The sequence below is a fragment of the Rhodopila globiformis genome, from assembly GCF_002937115.1.
Classification (GTDB): Bacteria; Pseudomonadota; Alphaproteobacteria; order Acetobacterales; family Acetobacteraceae; genus Rhodopila; species Rhodopila globiformis.
The window spans coordinates 15512-36626 of record NZ_NHRY01000263.1; the positions used below are offsets into that span (position 1 = coordinate 15512).

The following is a 21115-nucleotide window of genomic DNA, read 5'->3' on the forward strand; positions in this document are numbered from 1 at the left end:
CGTCATCGTGCACGGGCGATCACCACCTCGATCCAGCGGTCAAGGTATTCGGATCCCTCGCTGACGAACCTTGAATGACGTCGGATGATCACCGCCGGGCGCTTCGACGGGCACCTTCACCAGGACGCCAAAGGTGGCCTGGCGGCCGTCCTCGCTCCGCGGTGCCTGCCACTGATCTCTCGGTCGTCAGGGGATCGCGGGCCCAGGGGGGAGGCCAGCCACGGCTTCGATGCCTGGATGGCACGCGGTCCCCAGCCGTTACCGCCCCAGCCCTTACCGCCCCAGCCCTTACCGCAGCGTCGCCCCCGTCGCCTTCGCCACCGCGGCGACGACCTTCTGGCACGCCGCCTCGATCTCGACGTCCGTCAGCGTCCGCTCGCGCGGCTGGAGCGTCACCTCGATCGCCAGCGAGGTCTTGCCCTCCGGCAGCTTGTCGCCGGCATAGACGTCGAACAGCGCCACGTTGGTGATCAGGCTGCGCTCCGCCCCCCGCGCCGCCCGGAGCACGTTGTCCGCCGGCACCGTCGCATCCACCAGGAAGGCGAAGTCGCGCCGTATCGGCTGGAACGCCGGCAGGTCCGCCGCGGCCTTACGGCGGCGCTTCGGATCGGGGATGGCGTCCAGGTTCAGCTCGAACGCCACCATCGGCCCGGGCAGGTCGAGCGCCAGCAGCAGCCGCGGGTGGATCTCGCCGAAATAACTCACCTCCGTCTTCGGTCCCTGGCGCACCACGCCGGAGCGGCCTGGATGCAGGAAGGCGGGTGCCTCGGCGGTCACCTGCAGCGACTCCAGCGGCATGCCCAGAGCCGTCAGCAAGGTCCACAGGTCGTTCTTGGCGTCCCACACATCCACCGGGCGCTGCGGCGTCAGCCAGTTGCGCGCGGTCGCGCCGCTGCGCAACCCGGCGGCGACCAGCTTCTGGCCCTCCGGCGCGTCAACCGCGAAAGCCGGGCCGATTTCGAACAGCGCGACATCCGAATAGCCGCGTGCCGCATTCCGCTTCGCTGCCAGCGCCAGGGTGGCCAGCGGCGTCGGCCGAAGCTGGTCCAGGTCCGCCGCGATCGGGTTGAGCAGCCGCAGCGCGTCGGGGACGGCGCCGAAGCGTTCCGCGTCGGACCGCGCCATGAAGCTGAAGGTGACGCACTCCATCAGCCCCGCCGCCGCCAGCGTCCGCCGCGCCAGGGCGGTGCGCTGCTGCCGCGGCGTCAGGGTCGTCGCCGGCACCGGGCTTTCGCGCGGCAACGACACCGGCGGCACGGCGTCGAGGCCGCGCAGGCGCAGGACTTCCTCGATCAGGTCATTCTCCGCCTCGACCTCGGCGCAGCCTGCCGCCGCGGCGGCGGCCTTGGCCGGGTCGAGCCCCGGCGACTGGTCCAGCACGATCGGGGCGGCGATGTCATTGCGCCAGGACGGCACCGCGACGGTGACGCGGGATTCGTCGCGGGCGCGGACGGCGAAGCCCAGCCGTTCCAGCGACCCGACCGCCTCATCCGCCGGGATGTCGGACCCGCCGAACCCGGCGATCCGGGCAAAGCGCATGGTCGCGTCGCGCTGCCAGTGCGGCTCCTGGCCCGCCGCGGTGACCGTGCCGGGCTCGCCGCCGCACAGCTCCAGGATCAGCGCCGTCGCGGCTTCCACGGCATCCGGCATCAGCGCCGGGTCGATTCCCCGCTCGAAGCGCTGGCGCGCGTCGGAGACGATTTGGTGACGCCGACCGGTGCGGGCGATGCGGACCGGGTCGAACAGGGCGCACTCGACGAAGACGGTGGTGGTGGTTTCGTCGCAGCCCGTTGCCTCGCCGCCGACGACGCCGGCGATCGACTGCACGCCGGCAGCGTCGCAGATGGCGCAGTCCTCGGGATCGAGGACGTAGTCCTTGCCGTTCAGCGCCCGCATCGTCTCGCCGGCGCCGCGCCGCAGGGTCAGCACGCCGCCGGTCAGCTTGGCCACGTCGAACACGTGCAGCGGCCGTCCCAGGTCGAACGTGAAGAAATTCGTCACATCGACCAGCGCGTTGATCGGCCGAAGACCAATGTATGTCAGGCGGTCCTGCAGCCATTTCGGGCTGGGCGAGTTCTTCACCCCGCGGATGGTGCGGCCGATGATCCAGGGGCAGGCCTCGGGGAAGGCAATCTCCCACCGCGGCCCGCCGTCGAACGCCGGCGGCACGACGGAGGGCGCGAACGGCTTCAGCGTGCCCAGCCCGGCGGCGGCCAGGTCGCGCGCCACGCCGCGCACCGAGAAGCAGTCGCCGCGGTTCGGCGTGACGCTGATCTCGATCACCGGATCGTCCAGCCCGGCCCATTGCACATAGGGCACGCCCACCGGCGCATCGGCCGGCAGCTCGATAATGCCCGAGTGGTCCTCGCCCAGGCCCATCTCGCGGGCCGAAAGCAGCATGCCGGCGCTGGTGACGCCGCGGATCTCGCCGACTTTCAGCGTCGTGCCGGTGCCGGGAATGAAGGTGCCCGGGCCGGCGAAAACCGCCTTCATGCCGGTATGGGCATTCGGCGCGCCGCACACCACTGACACCACCCCATCCCCCGCGTCCACCCGGCACGCCCGCAGCCGATCGGCGTTGGGATGGGGGGCGGCTTCCAGGACGTGGGCGATGCGGAACGGGGCGAGGGCGGCGCCGCGGTTCTCCACGCCCTCCAGTTCCAGGCCGATGTTGGTCAGGGTGTCGGTGATCCGCTCCAGCGAGGCGTCGGTCTGAAGATGCGTCTTCAGCCAGGACAGGGTGAACTTCATCGCTCAGACTCCCTCGTGCAGCATGGTGGGAGCCAGCGGGTTGAACCCGTAGTGCCGCAGCCAGCGGACATCAGACTCGTAGAACGGTCGCAGATCGGCCATGCCGTGCTTCAGCATGGTGATGCGCTCGACGCCCAGGCCCCAGGCGAAGCCCTGCCATTCCCGCGGGTCGATGCCGCAATTGGCCAGCACGCGCGGATGCACCATGCCGCTGCCCAGGATCTCCAGCCAGTCGCCGCCGCGGCCAAGCTCGCCGGTGCGGCGGTTCCAGCCGATGTCGACTTCCATCGAGGGCTCGGTGAACGGGAAGTAGGAGGCGCGGAAGCGCACCGGCAGGTCGGAGATGGCGAAGAAGGTGCGCAGGAAGTCGATCAGCACGCCCTTGAGGTGCCCGAGCGTCATGCCGCGGTCGATCACCAGCCCCTCGCATTGGTGGAACATCGGCGAATGCGTCGCGTCATGGTCCGCGCGGTAGGTCCGCCCGGTGACGATCACCCGGATCGGCGGCTCCTGCGACAGCATGGTGCGGATCTGGCCGGGCGAGGTGTGGGTGCGCAGCACCGCCGGCGTGCTGCCGCCGCGGGAGGGCGGCAGGTAGAACGTGTCGTGGTCCGCCCGGGCGGGGTGGTGCGCCGGGATGTTCAGCGCGCTGAAGTTGAACCAGTCGCTTTCCACGTCGGGACCGTCCACCACGGTGCAGCCCATGGCGCCGAAGATGGCGGCGATTTCCTCCATGGTGCGGGCGATCGGGTGGACCAGGCCGGTATCGCGCGGGCGCGGCGGCAGGGTCGGGTCGATCCGCTCGGTCATCAGCCGGGCGTCCAGGGCGGCGTCCTCCAGCGTGACCCTGCGCGCCTCGATGGCGCCGGTCAGCGCCTCCTTCAGCTGGTTCAGCGCGATGCCGCGTTCCTTCTTCTGCTCCGGCGGGACCTTTCCCAGGTCGCGCAGCATGGCGGTCAGGCTGCCGTTGCGGCCGAGCACGGCGATGCGGACGGCATCCCAGGCGCGCATGTCGGCTGCGGCGGCCAGGGCGGCATCGGTCTCGGTCTTCAGGGCGTCAAGGTCGTCGTTCATTCCATTGTCCCGGATACGGAAAGGGCCGCCCTGGTCAGGCGGCCCCTGTTCGCTCGTTCTCGGTTTCGGAGAGGAAACCGCGCTAGGCCAGGGCGGCCTGAACCTTCTGCACGATCGCCGCGAACGATGCCGCATCATCATAGGCAATGGCGGCGAGGACCTTGCGGTCCATCTCGATCCCGGCCTTCTTCAGCCCGCAGATGAACTGGGAATAGGTGAGGCCGTGCTCCCGCACCGCGGCGTTGATGCGCTGGATCCACAGGCCGCGGAACTCGCGCTTCTTGTTGCGGCGGTCGCGGTAGGCATACTGCAGCGACTTTTCCAGCCGTTCCCGCGCTATGCGGTAGTTGGTGGAGGAGCGGCCGACGAAGCCCTTGGATTGTTCCAGGACCTTCTTGTGACGGGCGTGGGTGGTGGTGCCCCGTTTGACGCGTGCCATGTCCGTGCGCCTTCCTTATTCGAGACCGTACGGCGCCCATTGCTTGACGGTCAGGCCGTCAGCATGGGTCAGAGTCTGGCTGCCGCGGTTGGTGCGCTTGGCCTTCTGGCTGCGCGCCATCAGGCAGTGGCGCTTCTTGCCGGGGCCGGCGAGCACCTTGCCGGTCGCGGTGATCTTGAACCGCTTCTTGACCGACGACTTGGTCTTCATTTTGGGCATTTCGTACTCCTTCACATGGCGCCTGCCGCGGCGCACCGGATGGTGCACGTCAGGCGGTCGCGGCCGGGCATGCCCGTTCCAGGCCCGGTCTCGCAAACAGGGGCGGGGATATAGCGGCGGCGGCGCGGACAGGCAAGCATGTTCGCAGCGCCGCCGCCGGCCGGCGGCTCAGGCGCCAGCCCCGCTCGCCGTTTCGTCCTGGTCCGACAGGGGGCATTGGCGGCAAGCGGCACAGCCGTGCCGGGCGGGTCAAGGCGGCGGCGGAGTCTGGATTGCCTGCCGCTTTCCAACACGGAGAACGCGAAGGACCACCGAGGACCACGAAGGGGTGTGAACGCGTCAGACAACGAAGCGCCGCAGGCCGTCCTTCAGGTACGCGGCATGGACACAGCCGGGCAAGCCTGCGGCGAGGATGCGATGCACCGCGATCGCCAGTCCCGCGATGCGGGTCGGCCGGTCCCGATCGGCCGGCAAGGTCCGGTCTTCGTGGCCCTCCGAGGTCCTCCGCTTTCTACCATGAAAATACGGTTCCGGACGCCTGGCCCCGCCGTCATGGCGGCCGCAGGGCCGCGATCCACGCCTTGCGACGCCGGTATCAGCAGAAGGCGTGGATGGTGGGCCTGCGCCCCATTGGCGTTAAAATAGCGTGGCGGCGGCACGATGCTTGCCATTCCGTCATGGCCCGGCTTGTCCGGGCCACCTATTCCAGCACTTGTGCCGCGACAGATGGCCCGGACAAGCCGGGCCATGACGATGGAGGAACGCTCTCGGCGCCCAGGCAAGCACTTGATTTTACGGTCATTTCCGACTCGTTTCCAGGATGTGTGCATTGCGTAGGGACAAGCCGGGCCATGACGAGGAGACAACAGCCAGCCCTATTTTAACGCCAATGGGGCCTGCGCCCACCATGACGAGGTGGCACCGACCTCGCCCATTTTCCGCCATCGCGGTGCCGGCGCGCCGGCTGGCTAACTCCGTGTTGAAATTTCGGAAGGATGACCAGACATGGACGGTCCTGGATTCCCCCGGCACCGCCCGCCGCGGAGTCAGCCCCCCTGTCCCCGGATTGGGCGCACCGGCCCCTCCACCATGACGGCATCGTCGCAGCCGGGTTCTCCATGAATGCGCCACAGGCACCGGTCATTCGTGGACGGGAACGATGAGCCAGGGCGTTTCCGACCAGGCCGGACGCGCTCTACGCCGGCTTGATGTCGAGCAGCGGCGTGCCGTCCACGCAGTCCAGGCCGCGCACCGTCAGCCGGGTTCCCTCCACGGCGACCAGCTCGACGATCGAGGAGGCGATCGGATTCGGCCGGATCGGCGACCGCAGGGCAAACGTGCCACTGGTCCGTCCGGCATGGTTCGGGGTCTGTAGCACGAGGTCCCGCCGCGCCTGGTGCATCCAGTACAGCACCTGGATCTGCGGACGGCCCGCAAGCCCCTGCAGCGCCTGGGCCCAACGCGGATCGACCTCGATGACACAGTCCGGCCCGGACGAGTCGCCGCGTCGCGGACAACTCTCCCGGGTTGCCCATGGCGTGTGGATTCGTCCTATATAGTAGAGTCCGGCATCAGTTCGACACGGTAAGGTTGTGCTGACTTCTCCGGCACGAAGTAGCGTGTCATCCGACATCAGCGGCGTTCTCCTCAGGTGGGGCGAATCCGGCAAGCGCACCGGCCGGATAGCATATCATCCGCGGGCGATTAACCCTTTGGGAGTCCGCTACCGTACACCCACGATTCCCAACACCATCCCGGGTGGCACGACAGGGACGCCGCGGCACCTGGCACCTGTGGCCGGCGACGGGCGTGGAGTCCCGGCGGCCCGTCCCGGGGATTGGTCGAGCGCTGAGTCCCGGACAAGAAATCGTGGGCGCATTTCAAGAAACGGCGTTGAAGCGGCCAGTGCAGGAGGATGCCGGTGCGCCTCACCCTGGTGTAACGCGGCCGGAAACCTTGCCCGGGAGGCCATGCCTGTTGTCGTGAAGCCCGCTTTGCGCTGCCGACGACTGCGCCTGATCCCCATGGCCTCATATGATACTGTCTGCAGGAACTATCCTGCTGCAAGTCATTTGCCCGCAGGCCCATGCCTGCGAGCAGCAGAGAGAATCGAATTCCCAAGTCGTCACCCCCGCGAACTGGTCGAGGCGAAGTGCCGGAACAGCCGATTCGTCTCGCTGGAGACGATTTTGAGTACCCGAGATACTACTTTGATAAAGAACATCTTGTTGAACAGCAATTTCTAATGCATAATGGTCCTACTTTCCGGGGTGGTTACAAGTGAAAGAACCAATACAGACTGATGGGAACGGCAGCGCCGAAGACTTCCGGCTCGAAGAATTCCTGCCGTTCCGGCTGGCGGTGGCGTCCGAGGGCGTTTCCCGCGTGATTGCCCGCAACTATCTCACGCGGTCCGGGCTGGGCATGCCGGAATGGCGGCTCCTGGCGGCGGTGGGGCGATTCTCCGTCCTGTCGCCGACGGCCGCCGGTGAGCGGACCTCGATGGACAAGGTGAAGGTCAGCCGTGCCGCGGCCAGCCTCGTCGCCCGTGGCCTGCTGCGCCAGGCCCAGGACCCGGCGGACGGCCGGGGGCGGCTGCTGCGGCTGACGCGCAAGGGCGCCAGCCTCTATGCCGGCATCAAACCGATGGCCGAGCAGATTGAAACCACTTTGGCCGCCGGCCTGAGCAGGACGGAGTGGAACGCCTTGCACAAGGCGCTGGGGCGGCTGATGGAGCACGCCCAGGCGATCAACGCCGGCAGCCCAGACAGCGACGTCGATTGAGGCGGCACGGCCGGCGGCTGATCCGCGCCGGCTCCGGTGTCCATCGTTGCGGGCGTGCGTCCGCAACGAGTGTCGCTGCCGGCGGTCTTCGCCGGTGGCGCGCGGCGCATCGTGATGGCACCCGGCTGGCGCCGCGCTTGCGCCGGCCGGGCCATGGCGTGTCAATGCAGCGTGACTGACTGGCCACTCTGCAGGAGACGGACCGCCATGACCATCGATTCAGCCATCCTCGCCGCCCTGTCCGGCGTTTCAACCGCAACCGTCACCACGGTGCTGCTGAAGAAGGGGTTGCGAAACGTCTGGATGCGCGGCACCAGGCCGATCCGCGCCGGCCAGCCGCGGCTGATCGGCCGCGCCTTCACGCTGCGCTTCGTGCCGGCGCGGGAGGATCTGGCAACGCCGGAATCGTGGTCGTCGCCGATTTCGACCCGCGCGGCCATCGAGGCCATGCCAGACGGTTGTATTGCCGTGGTGGATGCCATGGGCGTCACGGATGCCGGCATTTTCGGCGACATCCTGTGCGCGCGCATGGCGAAGAGGGGCGTCGCCGGCTTGGTCACGGACGGCGTGGTGCGCGACCTTGCGGGCGTGCTCGGCAGTGGGCTGCCCGTGTGGTGCCAGGGCGCGGCGGCGCCGGCCTCGGTGGCCGGGCTGACCTTCGTCGCCTGGCAGCAGCCCATCGGCTGCGGCGGCGTGGCGGTGTTTCCGGACGACGTCATCATGGTAGACGATGACGGCGCCGTGGTCATACCGCAGAAGCTGGTGGCCGACGTCGCCGCCGTGGCCGCGGAACAGGAGCGCATGGAGGAATGGATCATGGCGCAGGTGAACGAAGGCGCCGCGCTGCCGGGCCTGTATCCGCCCAATGCCGAGAACAAGGCGCGCTACGAGGCCTGGGCGAGGGGGCGTTAAACCCTGGCGCAGAATAACCGCTCGGCTTGCCGCCCGGACGCTCCAACCGCCATGGCGAGGGGGGCAGATCCCCATAGGCGTTAAAATAGGGCTGGCTGTTGCCTCCTCGTCATGGCCCGGCTTGTCCGGGCCACCTGTCGCGGCACAGTGCTGGAATAGGTGGCCCGGACAAGCCGGGCCATGACGGAATGGCAAGCATCGTGCCGCCGCCACGCTATTTTAACGCCAATGGGGCAGATCCCCGCTTCCAAAGCGGCGTGTCGATCTCTCCGAGGTTCGCTGCCGCACGGGCCAGGCTGCCGTCAGACAGCCGCTGCTTCGAAAATACGGTTCCGCAGGATCATCGCCCCACCGTCATGGCCGGGCGTGTCCCGGCCCATCCACCCCCCGCCGTTCGTGCGCAGATGGCCGGGACACGCCCGGCCATGACGGGGGCAACGGCGCCTGCCATTTTCATCCATCGTGATGGCCGCGCGCGGCCAGGGGGACTGTGTTGAAGCCAGCAGTTGTGGCGGCACGGACGGTGATCGTGGGACACGGACGGGCCCGTGCGGTTTGTTCTGTCGCTTCAACACAAAGACACGAAGCCACTAAGAACAGCGTGACCGCCAGGCTGACGGGCGTTCTCGGTACGCTCGGAATGGCGCCGGCGTGCAGAACCGGCCGAGGTGGATCGGTTATTCAGGCTCGGTCCATAGTAGTACAGCCGGCCGGGCAGCATTCGGTTGTTGAAGCAAAATTGTGTCTTTAAAAAAATAATACGAATTTCGCTTTTTTTCCTCGCTTCCTCCAGCCGCTACGTCCTACCGCGCGGATCCTGTCCGATCGGGGCGCAGGCCGCGACGAGCCACGCTCTCGCCGGCGGGGTCAGCGCCGGGCCGATCGTTTCCAGGACCCGCTGGTGGTAGCCATCGAGCCAGGCCCGTTCCGCTTGCGTCATCAGCGCGGGCTCCAGCAAGCGCCGGTCGAACGGGGCCAGCGTCAGCGTTTCGAAACGCAGGAACGGCTTCGCGGCGCCGGGCAGATCGGCCGGCTGGACCAGCAGCAGGTTCTCCAGCCGGATGCCGTAATGGTCGGGGCGGTAGTATCCAGGCTCGTTCGACAGAATCATACCGGCGGCAATGGGTACCGGCCGTGCAACCCGAGAGATGCTGACCGGTCCCTCATGCACCGAAAGATAGCTGCCGACCCCGTGGCCGGTGCCATGGTCGAAGTCCAGGCCGGCCTGCCAGAGCGCCCGCCGCGCGAGCACATCCAGGTGCGGGCCGCCGACGCCCGTCGGGAAGATGGCCGTGGCGATCGCGATATGGCCCTGCATCACCCGGGTAACCTGGTCGCGCAGCGCGGCCGGCGGCTGGCCGGGACCGGTCCAGACGGTCCGCGTGATGTCCGTGGTGCCGTCGGGATACTGCGCCCCGGAGTCGATCAGATACACCTCGTTCGCGCCGATCGGCCGGTTCGACTCCGGCGTGACCCGGTAGTGGATGATCGCGCCATGCTCGCCGGCGCCGGAGATCGCCGGGAAACTCTCGCCGCGAAAGCTGTCGACTTCCCGCCGGAAGGCCAGCAGGGTGTCGGCGGCGGACATCTCGGTCTGCCGGCCGGCCGGGGCCTCGGTGGCGAGCCAGTGGAGGAAGCGGCACACCGCGACCGCATCGCGCCGGTGCGCCGCCCGCGCGCCTTGCTGCTCGGTTTCGTTCTTGCAGGCCTTGGGCAGCAGGCAGGGATCGCTGGCCGCGGCTACGGTCGCGCCGGCGGCACGCAGTTGCTGCGCGAACCAGACCGGCGATCCGGCGGGATCGACGCGCACCGTCCTGCCGGCGAATTTCCGCAACGCCGGCCCCAGTGCCGGCCGATCGGCGATGGCGACCGCGTTGCCGAGCCAGGTCCGGGTTTCGTCCGGCAGCTTGGCCGGGTCGATGAACAGCTCGGTCGCGCCATCCGCGTGGACCAGCGCGAAGGCGAGGGCGAACGGCGTGAACGGCACGTCGTCGCCGCGGATGTTCAGCAGCCAGGCGATGGAGGCCGGATCGGTCAGCACCGCCGCGTCCTGCCTGGCCTCCCGCAGCACGCCGGCCACCTCGGCGCGCTTGTCCTCAGACGCCTTGCCGGCGTAGCGCAGCGGATGCGGCACCGCCGCCGCCACCGGCGGGGCCGGCCGATCGGCCCAGACCGTGTCGAGCGGGTTGCTGTCCAGGGGCACCATGTCGAGCCCGGCGTCGGTGTAGCGGGCGAGGCTCTCCTGGCTGATCAGCAGCGGGTCGTAGCCGATGCGGCCGCCTTTCGGCGCGTGCTCGGCGAGCCACAGGTGCGGCGGCTGCTCGGTGACGTGCAGGCGTTGCCACAGCCGGGCATCCGTTTGCTGCGCCAGCTGTAGGACATAGCGCCCGTCGGTGAACACGGCCGCCGTCGCGGCGAGCACCACGGCGAGGCCGGCACTGCCGGTGAAGCCGGTGAGCCAGGCGAGCCGCTCGGCCGAGGCCGGCACGTATTCACCGAGATGTTCGTCGGCCCGCGGCACGATGAACCCATCCAGGCCCAGCCGTAGCAATTCCCGCCGCAATTCGGGCAGTGCTGAAACGCTCATGTTCAATCCCTCGCCGGCCGGTGCCGATGCCGCTTCATAACTCGTTTGGCTTCCATGCGCTCAACGCATGACTGCTTGTGCTTTTTGACTCTTAAACCGAATGTAATCCGCCCTATGTTGCGCTGCATCATAAACCTGGGGGCGCCTCGCCACCCCGACGTCGCGTTGGTCCCGGGTTCGTTTGGGTATTTGTCATGAGCGTGCAAACCGCTGACTCGCAGTTTTCCTTCAAGCTCCCCAGCTTGAGCTATATTGATGCCAGATGGGAAGAGCCGGAGCTTCTGGCGCCGGCCGCGGCGCCGGGCCGCAGGACCGGGCTGGCCGCCTGGCTGTCCGCGCGGGTCGCCGCTTTCCAGGCGTGGCGCCGGGACCGCGAAGCCGCGGCGGAACTGGCTTCCATGTCCAGCCGCGACCTGATGGACATCGGACTGACTCGCTCCGACCTGAGCCGGGTGTTCGATCCCGCCTGCAACGACGATCTGCGCACACGCGGCGCCCGCCGCTGATAGCGAAAATCTGAACAGGCCCCTTGGGGCCTGACGCAGACGCTTCAACCGTTATGGCGGCTATCCGGGCCGCCATTGACGCCATTCCCTGTATCGGCATCGCAAGGCGTGGATGGTGGGCCTGCGCCCCATTGGCGTTAAAATAGCGTGGCGGCGGCACGATGCTTGCCATTCCGTCATGGCCCGGCTTGTCCGGGCCACCTGTCGCGGCACAGTGCTGGAATAGGTGGCCCGGACAAGCCGCATGGGCGCTAACCCAGGCGGCCGGGCGCCGGCCACCGCCCCGTCGTCATGGCGGCCGCAGGGCCGCCATCCACGCCTTACGGTGCTGATATCGGCAAAAGGCGTGGATGGTGGGCCTTCGCCCACCATGACGGGGTAGCAACGGCCGTGCCCCTGTCCGCCTACGTTAGCGCGTATGCGGACAAGCCGGGCCATGACGAGGAGGCAACAGCCAGCCCTGCTTTGACGCCAATGGGGCCTGCGCCCACCATGACGCGGAGGGTCGGGTGCGCCGGCGCGGGAGCCCTTGCGGTTGCGCCAACCCGGACCGTTGCGCCAACCCGGGCCGTTAACGCACGGTATATCGACCGGGCGTCGCGTGCCCAGGGCCCGCCGTGGCAGTTCCGCCGTTTCAGACCGGCCAGTGCATCGCCGACAGCGTAGCACCGATCATGGCGGGCAGTTCCTGCCATTCCGCCAGAATCCAGTAGCAGGCTATCAGGAGGATGATCCCGACCAATGGCGCGGCAAACCCCTTTCCGCCTCGCCTCTGATTCCGGGACAACGGCATTCCGCAACCTCCAGCCACAACAAAAAGCGGCCACACGGTTTGTGTGGACGCTACGCAGTGACTTGGTCACTGATTGCGGCCTATGTTAGGAATTCCTGTTAATTTTATGCCACAACAGAGATAGCTGATCCCCACCCGACGCATGGGTCAGGCCCGGCTGCCACGGGCACGATCCGCGCTGTCGTCTTCGGGGATCGAGGAGAGCCCGTGAGCCAGAACGCCGCCATTTCGACGTCCGGCACGGCGGCGCGGCTGGCCGCCGCCTCGCGGCTTCGGCTGCCTGTCGGCCCGGCCGCCGCGGCCCGGGGGCGCCGCGCCGGCGCGACGGGACGCGGCACGGCCCACCAGCTGTATTCCCGCCTGCCGCCGCCCGGCCTCGAGGCCCGAAACTGACCGCCGATCGGCCGGACCTGGCCATGGTGCTGGCGGTCGACGGGTCCGCCAGCGTCACCTATGAGGAATTCGGCCTGATCGCCGGTGGCATGGCGACGGCGCTGCGCGACCCGGCGGTCGCGGAGGGACTGACCGGACGCTCCATCCTGGCACTGCTGCTGTGGTCCGGCTCCGGCCAGCAGGACATCATCACGCCGTGGACCCGGATCGGCACGGCGGCTGATCTGGCGGCGTTCGCCGACGGCGTGGACAACATGCCGCGCACGGTGAGGGCCGGCACGACCGCGATCGGAGAGGCGCTGCTGGCGTCGCTGACGTTGCTCGGCCATGTTCCGGTGGCGCCGAAGCGCAGCATCGTGGATGTCATCGGCGATGGCCGCTCCAACGACGGGATCGCGCCGGGTCCCATCCGCGACCGCATGGCCGCCGCCGGCATCACCATCAACGGCCTGTGCATCCTGCATGAGGAGCCGGACCTGCTGGCCTCTTATACCAAAGAGGTGATCGGCGGTCCGGGCGCGTTCGCGGTAACCTGCCGCACTTATGACGATTTCACCGAGGCGATGCGGCAAAAACTGACCCGCGAGGTCAAGGGATTGATCGTCTGACAGCCGCGTCCCCATCAGAGATGGAAACGCACCCGATCATGACCGACAGCCAAGGGCCGGGTTCCGACGACCGGGTCGTCGCGGCGGAGACACGCAGCGAATTCGTGACCACCGGTGAGCAGACGGTCGGGGCGGTCACCGAGAAGAAGACCTTCGCCGCCGCGGCCGAGGCGGATGAGGACATGCCCCTGCCGACTGATCCTAAGACGATCTTCCTGGGCGGGCTGTTCTTCATCGCCGCCATGACGGTGCTGTATTTCGCCGCCGAGATCGTCCTGCCGCTGGTGTTCGCGATCGTGCTGAAGCTTCTGCTGCAGCCTCTGGTCCGGTTCCTGGAGGGAATCCGCATTCCGCGGCCGATCGGGGCGCTGCTGACCGTGATCCTGGTGCTGCTGGCGTTCAGCGGCCTGATCAGCATGCTGGCCGGACCCGCCACCACCTGGGCCAGCAAGCTGCCGGAGGCGATTCCGAAGCTGCACGACAGCTTCTATCTGCTGAAGCGGCCGATTGATACCGTCCAGGGCATGATGCGCCAGCTCGATGGACTGACCGGCGGCCAGTCGGCGCCGGCGCCGGCGGTGAAGTCGATCAACCTGGTGCGCGCCGTGTTCAGCAGCACCGCCGCCGCAACGTCGGGGTTGCTGACCACGCTGCTGGTGCTGTTCTACCTGCTGAGCTCGGGCGAGACCTTCCTGCGGCGGCTGGTGGAAATCCTGCCGCGCTTCAAGGACAAGCGCCACGTTGTGGAGCTTTCGGCGGATATCGAGCACAACGTCTCGATCTATCTTCTGACGGTGACCTGCATCAACGCGCTGGTCGGCTGCGCCACCGGCTGCGTGATGTGGCTGTGCGGCGTCGCCAATCCGGTGCTGTGGGGCACGGTTGCCTTCATGGTGAATTTCGTGCCGATCCTGGGGCCGGTGGTGGGGATCGTCGTCTTCCTGATGGCGGGCATCCTGTCGCTGGGGGTCATCTGGTGGGCGCTGATGCCGGCCGGCCTGTATCTGGGCATCCACATCATCGAGGGTGAGATCACCACGCCGATGGTGCTGGCGCGCCGGTTCACCATCAATCCGGTGGCGGTGATCCTGGCGCTGATTTTCTGGTACTGGATGTGGGGCGTTGCCGGCGCGATCCTGGCGGTGCCGATGCTGGCGATCACCAAGATCATCTGCGACGACCTGCGGCCGCTGCGGGCTATCGGGCATCTGCTGGAGGGGTGAGCCGCATCCGTACACCAATGGGTGGCCTGTCTCGCCGTCATGGCGGGGGCAGGGCCGCCATCTGCGCCTTGTGGTACCGGTGTATCGGCAGAAGGCGTGGATGCTGCGCCTTGGCCCACCATCACGCCGTTGCAGCGGCCGTGCCACTGGCCGCCCAGGTCAGGGGCCGAGCCTGAATAAGCGATCCACTTCGGTGGGTCCTGCCTTCCAGCGCCCTTCTGAGCGGACGGGGAGAACGCCCGGCCTGGCCCGTGACGCTGTTCTTACAGCAGGCCGCAGGTCGCTTGAGACAGGGCGACGGCGCTCCCTCATCGTCATGGCCCGGCTTGTCCGGGCCACCTATCGCGGCCCATGTGCTGGAACAGGTGGCCCGGACAAGCCGGACCATGACGATGAGGATAGGGGACCTCAGTGTCCCAACCGACCTGCGGTCTGCTGTAGTGGCTTAGTGTCTTTGTGTTGAAGCGGCAGAAGAAGCCGCACGGGCCTGTCCGTGTCCCGCGGGCGCCGTCCGTGCTGCTACAATCCTTGGCTTTAACACAAAGACACTAAGCCACTAAGGCTGGCGGCGTCTCGCGATGCCCGGGGATGGGCCCGTCCGCCGGGGCGATACGGTCCGCAACGCTGCGGGCAGGAACACGCTCTGCCAGCAAGACGCGAGTCGGAATAATAGAGCCGTGACACGGTTCCTGGGGAACATTGTCGGTTTCATCACTCTTCAGGCCATCGCAGGCCGCACCAACTGTCGCGGGAAAACGGCCAGAATTTCCCAGGCGCCGTATTATTCGGGCTCGATGCCTTGGGGCCTGTGGGACAGCACCCTCGCCCGGTTGCGGCCAACACTTTGGATCCGGCGCGGCCGTTGGCCCGGGGCGCGCAGAGGCAGGGAAATGCGGCATGACGATTCGTATGATTTCAAATTATTTCGTTGTATTCTGCTACTGAACCTCCAATCGATTCCGTTATTGGATGGATGGCGGGATAATCCGGCGGCTTGCGGAACGAGGCTGTGAATGACGGTGCCGGTGGTGAACAACGAGCTTGACGCGCGGGCACCGATCGATGGTGCCACACCGACGGTGCCAGGCTGGCCGGGTAGCTGCCGGTTGCGACCACCGGAGCGCGCGAGGCGGCGCCGGGCGAACCATATCGCCGATGCCATCCCCGCCGGTTTGGCGGGCGGCGCGGGGGATCGCCATCGGCGCGCCGGTGCCGCAACCGGCGACCAGGCAGGCCAGCCATCATTCACGGTCGGCCGGGCGAGCATCCGTGACTCCACCCCGATTCCCCACGTGGTGGCCGAATACTCCCGCATGAAGGCGCCCGGCCCATGAGCGAAGCCGCGGCACTGCTGGCCATCCTCGGTGGTGCCGGGCTGGTGCTGCTGATCGTGTCCCGCCAGGCGGCCTGGCGTCAGGCGGCGGCAGCGCGACAGGCGCTCGACCTTGCCCGCCTGCGCGAGGACGAACAGCGGCGCGTGCTGGATGGCATGCCGGGCGCGGTTTACCGGATCGTGTGGCCCGGCCGCGATGCCCTGCCAATCGGCCTGTTCCGCAATCAGGTCTTTGCCACATGGTTCGGCATACCGCAGGAACGGCTCGGAAACCGCGGCGGCGACATCACCGACCGGCTCGACCCGCCGGTTTCCCGCCGTGTCACGCTGGCGGTTGCCGACAGTGGCCCCGGCATCCCGCCCGGCGTGATGCACCGGCTGTTCGATCCGTTCTTCACCACCAAGCCGTCCGGCAAGGGCACCGGCCTGGGGCTGTCGATCTGCCAGGGCATCCTGACCAAATGCGGCGGCACCATCAGCACGGCGAACGCGCCCGATGGCGGCGCCGTCTTCACCCTGGACCTGGCGTGCTGGCAGGCGGAGGGCAATGCCGCAGCCGAAGCAGGCGCGCAGGCTGCCTGAGCGGAGGCCGTTGCAATCCGGTCAGGCCGGGCGTGTCCCGGGCAGCCACCATGACCTTGCGGCGACGACCGGCGGCGGCGGGATCAGGGAGTCTTCCTGCCGATCATCGCCGCAAGGTCGCCGACGCAGCGCAGGCTGTCGAGTTCGCGGGTGTTGAACTTGATGCCCCACTTCTCCTCGCTGGCCATGATGATCTCGATCTGCTTGAAGCTGTCCCAGCCCTGGACCTGTTTGGCGGTCAGTTCGGGGCTCAGCACGATGTCGTCGCGCAGGAACACGTCGTGGAAGATCTCGGTCAGCGCGCTGTAGATTTCGGCCTCGGTCGCCATGCGGTTTTAGCCCTCGACTACGTGGATGAAGGTTTCGGCGGGGGTGAAGCTCGCCAGGTCCAGGATGTTCCGGTTGCCGCCCGCCGGGTCGGTTTCCATAACTGTGAAACCCAGCCTGGCATAGTGATCCTTCACCATGCCGTTCTTCTTGGTCGGGATGTACTCGCCGGCCAGCCGCCTCGCGCCCAGCCGGGCCGCTTCCTGCGCGATCAGGTTCAGCGTCGTCGGCTCCACCTGGCGGCCCAGCACGCGACAGCTCATGAGCCAGGTGTCGATCGTCAGGTCCTTGTTGTCCTGCAGCCGGCCGATGATGATGGCGATGATGCCGTTGTCGCCGAACCGGTCGGTCAGGCGCAGTTGCAGGCCGAACGCCGTGTCATCGGCCATCACCGCAAGGACGTCTGCCTCGGTGTAGCGGCGGGTGGTCAGGTTGAACTGGTTGGACTTGTTGATCAACTGCACGATGCGCTGCAGGCCGATGGTGTCGAAGCGCTTCCAGACCAGCTGCATCTCCAGACTGCGTAGATACGACGGAAGGTCGGTCACCGCCGCCTTCAGCGCCTCGCGCGCCCTGTTGCCCTGGTACTGGCCGGTGCGCTCGCGGTCTTCCTCGGTGACGGACAGGCCCTCGAAATAGCCGCCGTCGGCCAGGGCGAGCGGATAGAAGGTGGGGTCGTCCGGCACCTCCGGCACCGCGACCATCGGCAGTTCCTGGCGCACCAGGTTGCGCTCGAACGGGTTGTCGTCGACGAAGCACAGCGCGTCGAGGCCGATGTTCAGGTCCTGCGCGATGGCGCGGATGTTGTCGGCCTTGTTCTGCCAGTTGGCGACGAAGCTGGCGATGTCGCCGCGCTTCAGCACCATGTCGGGATGCTTGTCGAACGGCTCCAGCGCATTGGCCTCGTCGTTCTTCGAGCACACCGCCAGGATCACGCCGCGGCGGCCGAGTTCGCGCGCGTATTCCTGGAACGCGGTATAGGCCTCGCCGAGCGGGCTGCCCTGGCCGATGACGATGCCGTCCAGCCCGTCGTCGCCGACGACGCCGCCCCAGATGGTGTTGTCCAGGTCCAGCACCAGGCACTTGTAGGAGCGTCCCTGCTTCGCCGCCAACCAGCGGCCGACCAGGTCGCCGTAGAGCGGGCCGGCGGTGGGGGAGACCTCCTGCTTCGAGCGGTGCCACAGCGCGGGGTCGTGCCACTTGCCGATGCCGTCGCGGGCGGCGCGGTCGTCCACCGCCAGGATGTCGACGCCGTCTGCCTCGGCCATGGCGCGGATCGCCTGGTTGAGGCGGGTGACGAACCAGGCGCGCGAGCCGGGCAGGCGGTGCTCGTTGTTGCCGAGCAGCGGCAGGTGTGCCGGCAGGATCGCCTGCTGGAGGACCGGGCAGCGGAAGGCGTCGCGCGCCAGGCGCCAGGCTTCGCGGATGCGGCCCTGCATGTCGGCCAGCGCGGCGTCGGCGCCTTCGAGGTCCAGGGTGGCGGTGACGCCGGCTGTCATGTGATAGGCGTCCAGCGCGAGCAGGGTCGCCGTCGGCTGGAATTCGTGCAGCGCCGAGCCGGGGTCTGATAGCTCCTGGCGGTACTGGCCGTAGTCGTTCTCGTAGGTGTCGATCCAGATGCCGCGGCGCAGGCCGGCGACGCGGATGGCCGGCAGCAGGTGGGTCAGGGTGGAGGAGCCGAGGACGGCGAGGCGGACCTTCCTGGTGGCCAGGGTCTCGGGACCGGCGGGCAGCACGCGGCGGAGGGTTTCGTCCAGGGCGTTGGTCAGGACGAAGTTCAGGCGGGCGTTGGCGAGGGCGACGGCGGTGTCCCAGGCGGTGGCCGGGTCGTTGGGGAGGGTGCGGAGGCGTTGACGCCAGTTGGGGACCTCGGGCAGCCAGTGGAGATCGGTCACGAATCCTCCGTTATGTCTTGCGGACCCGGGAATATGGTGCGGTGCCGCGGGCAGCTAACACCCACATGCGGTGGGCGCAACGAAAAAGCCGTCGTCGCCACTTTGTTCCGCGGCCTGCGGGCTGACAGGATCAGCCTCGCGGTGCAGATGTCGTCAAACCTCTCACGCAGTCGAACCGGTTTGTCATGTGCCTGCCCCGGTTCATCCGCGGCTGCAGCCTGTGCCAAAGCCGATCGAATCGCGCCTTTGCCCGTGTCATCGAGACTGGGAAGATTCGTGAGATACCGAGGCGAAAAAAAGTGGACGTGAGCGTATATTATATGTTGTGGGGTATAGAATGTTATTCTAGCGTATGCGACATGGTTGCTGTGGCGCTTCGATCCGCATGGAGGCGCGATGGATACGTGCCCCCTCCATCCCCGGGGGCGTTCCTGAACGTACACGATGCTGCCGGCGAGGAGTCGGAAAAATTTACAGCGCCGCCGTGCTCTCTGGTTCGTCGGCCGCGGCGCACCGAACAGCCAAATAATTGCTGATGTAGATCGATCAGGCGCACGCGGGCATTGCGTAACTTGGAAAAAACCGGTTGCGTATAACCGGAAAAGGCATTGGCGATCGTAGCCGCATGCTTGTCGTCGTCCTTGACTTCTCCGGCTTTTGCCGCCGGGTCCATCGAATTCACGGCGTAGATTTCTGTCGGAAATATTTACAGTACCGCCCTGACGTTTAATAAAACATGCGCTGAACCAATGGCTTATGAATTGGCATCCCGTTTGCATCGGTGGCGGTGGCAATTGGGGAGTTAGTCTCATGACGACGTTTCGTTCTTTTGTGCTGGTCGGCGCGATCGCGTCTGCCCTGACGCTATCCGGGACCCAGGCGCACGCCAGCCTGCTGAACTTCAGTTGGACTGACACCAATGGCGACACCGCCTCCTGGACGATGGATTCCAATCCGACCCCAATCAGCGTTAATACGGGCCAGAGCACCGAAGTAGCGGTGAACTCCGGAACCAGCAACTTGCTCGCGACCTTTTCCGCGGTTTACTTCTACATCGGGACTGTAGGAGGCGGCTTCTCGGACCCGAACGCGACGCTGAATACGGCTGGCGAACAGGTCTATACAAACACGGAGGCGGCGCCGGTGTTCTTGGTCGGCAGTTACGCCGTGGGCCGCGCTGATCCCAACACGGACAACTTGATCTCCAACGGCACGCTGACCGTGACCGCGGCGCCGGAGCCTGCCAGCCTGGCTCTGTTGGCCGGGAGCCTGATCGGGCTGGGCGTGGCGCGCCGCCGCATGGCAATCCGCGACTGATATCCCGCCCTGTATCGGCTGCCCGGCTCCAGCGGACGTCCATGCGGAGGCCGGGATCCGGTCCAAGGGGTACCATGACCGCAGAGTTGGCGGCCCATTTCTTCGTCGCTAATTCCATTGTGGCGCCGAACGGATCGCCACCGCTTCATGCGGTTGCGAAAATCGTTCCTGATCGGCCAGTTTCATCGGCCAGTTTCGAGGCTTGATACCGCGGTGCGGGAAACCTGGCGCGCCGGAGTTTCGCTCGTCGCTTGACAATGCGTGCAGCGATCGACAACGAGGCCGCGGGCCGCAGGGATTCCCCCCCCTGGGCCCGCGTGTTTCCATTCCAGCCAACAATACCCTGTCGTCATGCGCCGGCCTGTCGCGACCACACCCGCCGCCTGGCCATGGCCGGTGACCAGGTCTGGTGCAAGCGTCGCCAGATCCATGGCTCCCGTTGAACTTGGCGTGCAACGTTCGCGCTGTTGCTGCCGATCGTGTGCTTAATGTTAGTGTCTGCCCGACAAGTTTCCCTTATCTTCCAACTGGTTACGGACGACGCGGTGTCGCTCCTCGGCGGAAACCGCCGCTACTTTCGAAACCGTTCTGCTATCAACAGTGGGTTAACCACTTGATTCCATTGGCTACCTTCTCGGACAGACACTTAGGCCGGCACAGGATCGCAGCACCGCGACGTCCCGAATAACCACGACGCCGCGCTGTGTTTCGACACCCAGGCGGCGCAGGGCCGCAAAGGCACGCGACAGATTTTCCTGGGTACAGCCGATTTTTGCCGCGATATATCGTTTCTCCAGTGGCAGCACGAAGCGGGCCGGTGCCGAGTCCTCGCCGTCTGCCAGTCCAAGGAGATAGCGCGCCAGACGCTGTGTGGCTGGATGGCGCTTCAACTCGCAAATCTCGATCTGTAGCCGATGCAGGTCAAGCAGCGCATGGCTGAGAAAGCGGCGCGCGACTTCCGTATCCTGCTCGATCAATGTCCGCAGCGGCGCGGTGGGCACGATGACGAGCGTCACGGAACTGATCGTCCGGACGCCAAAGCGCGATGGCAAACCCAATATGGCTTCCGGACAGGCGATTGCCGAAGGCGACTGAATGACGTCAATGAGGACATCGCCATGATCCCCGTTCGCTTGTGTGGCGACCGCGGCGCCAGACATCAGGAAAATCAGGTCCGACGGTGTACGGCCTTCCATGAGAATGTCATGGTCCGGCCCCAACCGGGCCAAGTCACCAAGTTCGTTGAGAACGTGCAGTTGCTCCGCGTTGAGGGCGGCGAAAACGTGCAAACCTCGCAGTGTTTCGACTCCTGGTCTCATGTTCTGCCACTCGTTTTGTGATTTGAGGTGGTCACCACAGCTTTTGGTTGTAA

20 protein-coding genes are annotated in these 21115 nt (G+C 66.9%); 9 read left to right on the forward strand and 11 right to left on the reverse strand.

The window, feature by feature from the left end; translation table 11 throughout:
- Nucleotides 1-288: 288 nt before the first annotated feature.
- The 6 genes from pheT to tsaA all read right to left on the reverse strand — a co-directional run bounded on the left by pheT (nt 289) and on the right by tsaA (nt 6116).
- Nucleotides 289-2751, reverse strand: coding sequence for a phenylalanine--tRNA ligase subunit beta (gene pheT, locus CCS01_RS28520; protein ID WP_104522161.1), 2463 nt, complete (start codon nt 2749-2751; stop codon nt 289-291).
- A gap of 3 nt (nt 2752-2754) precedes the next feature.
- On the reverse strand, nt 2755-3825 hold the full coding sequence (gene pheS, locus CCS01_RS28525; RefSeq protein WP_104522162.1) for a phenylalanine--tRNA ligase subunit alpha: 1071 nt from the start codon (nt 3823-3825) through the stop codon (nt 2755-2757).
- A gap of 82 nt (nt 3826-3907) precedes the next feature.
- Nucleotides 3908-4264, reverse strand: coding sequence for a 50S ribosomal protein L20 (gene rplT, locus CCS01_RS28530; protein WP_104522163.1), 357 nt, complete (start codon nt 4262-4264; stop codon nt 3908-3910).
- 15 nt (nt 4265-4279) lie between these two features.
- Nucleotides 4280-4483 carry a 50S ribosomal protein L35 gene (gene rpmI, locus CCS01_RS28535; protein ID WP_104522246.1) on the reverse strand — a complete coding sequence of 68 codons (204 nt, stop codon included), beginning with the start codon at nt 4481-4483 and terminating at the stop codon, nt 4280-4282.
- 339 nt (nt 4484-4822) lie between these two features.
- Nucleotides 4823-4957 (reverse strand): hypothetical protein, encoded by a 135-nt coding sequence (locus CCS01_RS35820; protein WP_275112982.1) that lies wholly within the window; start codon nt 4955-4957, stop codon nt 4823-4825.
- Nucleotides 4958-5678: 721 nt separating this feature from the next.
- A complete protein-coding gene (gene tsaA / locus CCS01_RS28540; RefSeq protein ID WP_104522164.1) occupies nt 5679-6116 on the reverse strand; it encodes a tRNA (N6-threonylcarbamoyladenosine(37)-N6)-methyltransferase TrmO in 438 nt (145 codons plus the stop codon).
- Between the two features lie 647 nt (nt 6117-6763).
- On the opposite strand from tsaA, the gene CCS01_RS28545 reads away from it, so the two are divergent.
- Both CCS01_RS28545 and CCS01_RS28550 read left to right on the forward strand, forming a co-directional pair.
- A complete protein-coding gene (locus CCS01_RS28545) occupies nt 6764-7267 on the forward strand; it encodes a MarR family winged helix-turn-helix transcriptional regulator (protein ID WP_104522165.1) in 504 nt (167 codons plus the stop codon).
- Nucleotides 7268-7474: 207 nt separating this feature from the next.
- On the forward strand, nt 7475-8179 hold the full coding sequence (locus tag CCS01_RS28550; RefSeq protein ID WP_104522166.1) for a ribonuclease activity regulator RraA: 705 nt from the start codon (nt 7475-7477) through the stop codon (nt 8177-8179).
- A 796-nt stretch (nt 8180-8975) separates the two neighbouring features.
- On the opposite strand, the gene CCS01_RS28555 is transcribed toward CCS01_RS28550, so the two are convergent.
- Entirely contained in the window at nt 8976-10766 is a 1791-nt protein-coding gene (locus CCS01_RS28555; RefSeq protein WP_104522167.1) for an aminopeptidase family protein P, read from the reverse strand.
- 194 nt (nt 10767-10960) lie between these two features.
- Here CCS01_RS28555 and CCS01_RS28560 point away from each other — a divergent pair, with 194 nt between their 5' ends.
- From CCS01_RS28560 to CCS01_RS35825, 6 genes are all read left to right on the forward strand, one after another.
- The gene (locus CCS01_RS28560) at nt 10961-11272 is read left to right on the forward strand and encodes a DUF1127 domain-containing protein (RefSeq protein WP_104522168.1); all 312 of its coding nucleotides are present in this window, start codon (nt 10961-10963) and stop codon (nt 11270-11272) included.
- A gap of 1000 nt (nt 11273-12272) precedes the next feature.
- Nucleotides 12273-12458: a hypothetical protein gene (locus tag CCS01_RS28565; RefSeq protein ID WP_104522169.1), complete on the forward strand. Its 186-nt coding sequence runs from the start codon at nt 12273-12275 to the stop codon at nt 12456-12458.
- Nucleotides 12459-12481: 23 nt separating this feature from the next.
- Nucleotides 12482-13066: a DUF1194 domain-containing protein gene (locus tag CCS01_RS28570; RefSeq protein ID WP_104522170.1), complete on the forward strand. Its 585-nt coding sequence runs from the start codon at nt 12482-12484 to the stop codon at nt 13064-13066.
- A 38-nt stretch (nt 13067-13104) separates the two neighbouring features.
- Nucleotides 13105-14289 carry an AI-2E family transporter gene (locus CCS01_RS28575; RefSeq protein WP_158258658.1) on the forward strand — a complete coding sequence of 395 codons (1185 nt, stop codon included), beginning with the start codon at nt 13105-13107 and terminating at the stop codon, nt 14287-14289.
- Between the two features lie 1013 nt (nt 14290-15302).
- Entirely contained in the window at nt 15303-15623 is a 321-nt protein-coding gene (locus tag CCS01_RS33280; protein WP_146102009.1) for a hypothetical protein, read from the forward strand.
- A complete protein-coding gene (locus CCS01_RS35825) occupies nt 15620-16204 on the forward strand; it encodes a sensor histidine kinase (RefSeq protein WP_204848463.1) in 585 nt (194 codons plus the stop codon). The genes CCS01_RS33280 and CCS01_RS35825 overlap by 4 nt, the downstream gene beginning before the upstream one ends.
- Before the next feature lie 83 nt (nt 16205-16287).
- Here CCS01_RS35825 and CCS01_RS28585 read toward each other — a convergent pair whose 3' ends face one another.
- The 3 genes from CCS01_RS28585 to CCS01_RS33285 form a co-directional block, all read right to left on the reverse strand.
- Entirely contained in the window at nt 16288-16533 is a 246-nt protein-coding gene (locus CCS01_RS28585) for an acyl carrier protein (RefSeq protein ID WP_104522172.1), read from the reverse strand.
- Nucleotides 16534-16539: 6 nt separating this feature from the next.
- Entirely contained in the window at nt 16540-18426 is a 1887-nt protein-coding gene (locus tag CCS01_RS28590; protein ID WP_104522173.1) for an HAD-IIIC family phosphatase, read from the reverse strand.
- Nucleotides 18427-18766: 340 nt separating this feature from the next.
- Nucleotides 18767-19108: a hypothetical protein gene (locus tag CCS01_RS33285; protein ID WP_146102010.1), complete on the reverse strand. Its 342-nt coding sequence runs from the start codon at nt 19106-19108 to the stop codon at nt 18767-18769.
- A gap of 128 nt (nt 19109-19236) precedes the next feature.
- Between CCS01_RS33285 and CCS01_RS28595 the strand changes: the two genes are divergently transcribed.
- Entirely contained in the window at nt 19237-19743 is a 507-nt protein-coding gene (locus CCS01_RS28595; RefSeq protein ID WP_104522174.1) for a PEP-CTERM sorting domain-containing protein, read from the forward strand.
- A gap of 626 nt (nt 19744-20369) precedes the next feature.
- On the opposite strand, the gene CCS01_RS28600 is transcribed toward CCS01_RS28595, so the two are convergent.
- Nucleotides 20370-21062 (reverse strand): Crp/Fnr family transcriptional regulator, encoded by a 693-nt coding sequence (locus tag CCS01_RS28600; RefSeq protein ID WP_104522175.1) that lies wholly within the window; start codon nt 21060-21062, stop codon nt 20370-20372.
- Between the last annotated feature and the right edge of the window lie 53 nt (nt 21063-21115).

Coding starts and splice junctions, on each gene's coding strand:
- pheS (WP_104522162.1), bottom strand. CDS start 3,825: ATGAACGACGACCTTGACGCCCTGAAGACCGAGACCGATGCCGCCCTG.
- rplT (WP_104522163.1), bottom strand. CDS start 4,264: ATGGCACGCGTCAAACGGGGCACCACCACCCACGCCCGTCACAAGAAG.
- tsaA (WP_104522164.1), bottom strand. CDS start 6,116: ATGTCGGATGACACGCTACTTCGTGCCGGAGAAGTCAGCACAACCTTA.
- CCS01_RS28595 (WP_104522174.1), top strand. CDS start 19,237: ATGACGACGTTTCGTTCTTTTGTGCTGGTCGGCGCGATCGCGTCTGCC.
- rpmI (WP_104522246.1), bottom strand. CDS start 4,483: ATGCCCAAAATGAAGACCAAGTCGTCGGTCAAGAAGCGGTTCAAGATC.
- pheT (WP_104522161.1), bottom strand. CDS start 2,751: ATGAAGTTCACCCTGTCCTGGCTGAAGACGCATCTTCAGACCGACGCC.
- CCS01_RS33280 (WP_146102009.1), top strand. CDS start 15,303: ATGACGGTGCCGGTGGTGAACAACGAGCTTGACGCGCGGGCACCGATC.
- CCS01_RS28560 (WP_104522168.1), top strand. CDS start 10,961: ATGAGCGTGCAAACCGCTGACTCGCAGTTTTCCTTCAAGCTCCCCAGC.
- CCS01_RS28585 (WP_104522172.1), bottom strand. CDS start 16,533: ATGGCGACCGAGGCCGAAATCTACAGCGCGCTGACCGAGATCTTCCAC.
- CCS01_RS28570 (WP_104522170.1), top strand. CDS start 12,482: ATGGTGCTGGCGGTCGACGGGTCCGCCAGCGTCACCTATGAGGAATTC.
- CCS01_RS28575 (WP_158258658.1), top strand. CDS start 13,105: ATGACCGACAGCCAAGGGCCGGGTTCCGACGACCGGGTCGTCGCGGCG.
- CCS01_RS28600 (WP_104522175.1), bottom strand. CDS start 21,062: ATGAGACCAGGAGTCGAAACACTGCGAGGTTTGCACGTTTTCGCCGCC.
- CCS01_RS35825 (WP_204848463.1), top strand. CDS start 15,620: ATGAGCGAAGCCGCGGCACTGCTGGCCATCCTCGGTGGTGCCGGGCTG.
- CCS01_RS28550 (WP_104522166.1), top strand. CDS start 7,475: ATGACCATCGATTCAGCCATCCTCGCCGCCCTGTCCGGCGTTTCAACC.
- CCS01_RS28555 (WP_104522167.1), bottom strand. CDS start 10,766: ATGAGCGTTTCAGCACTGCCCGAATTGCGGCGGGAATTGCTACGGCTG.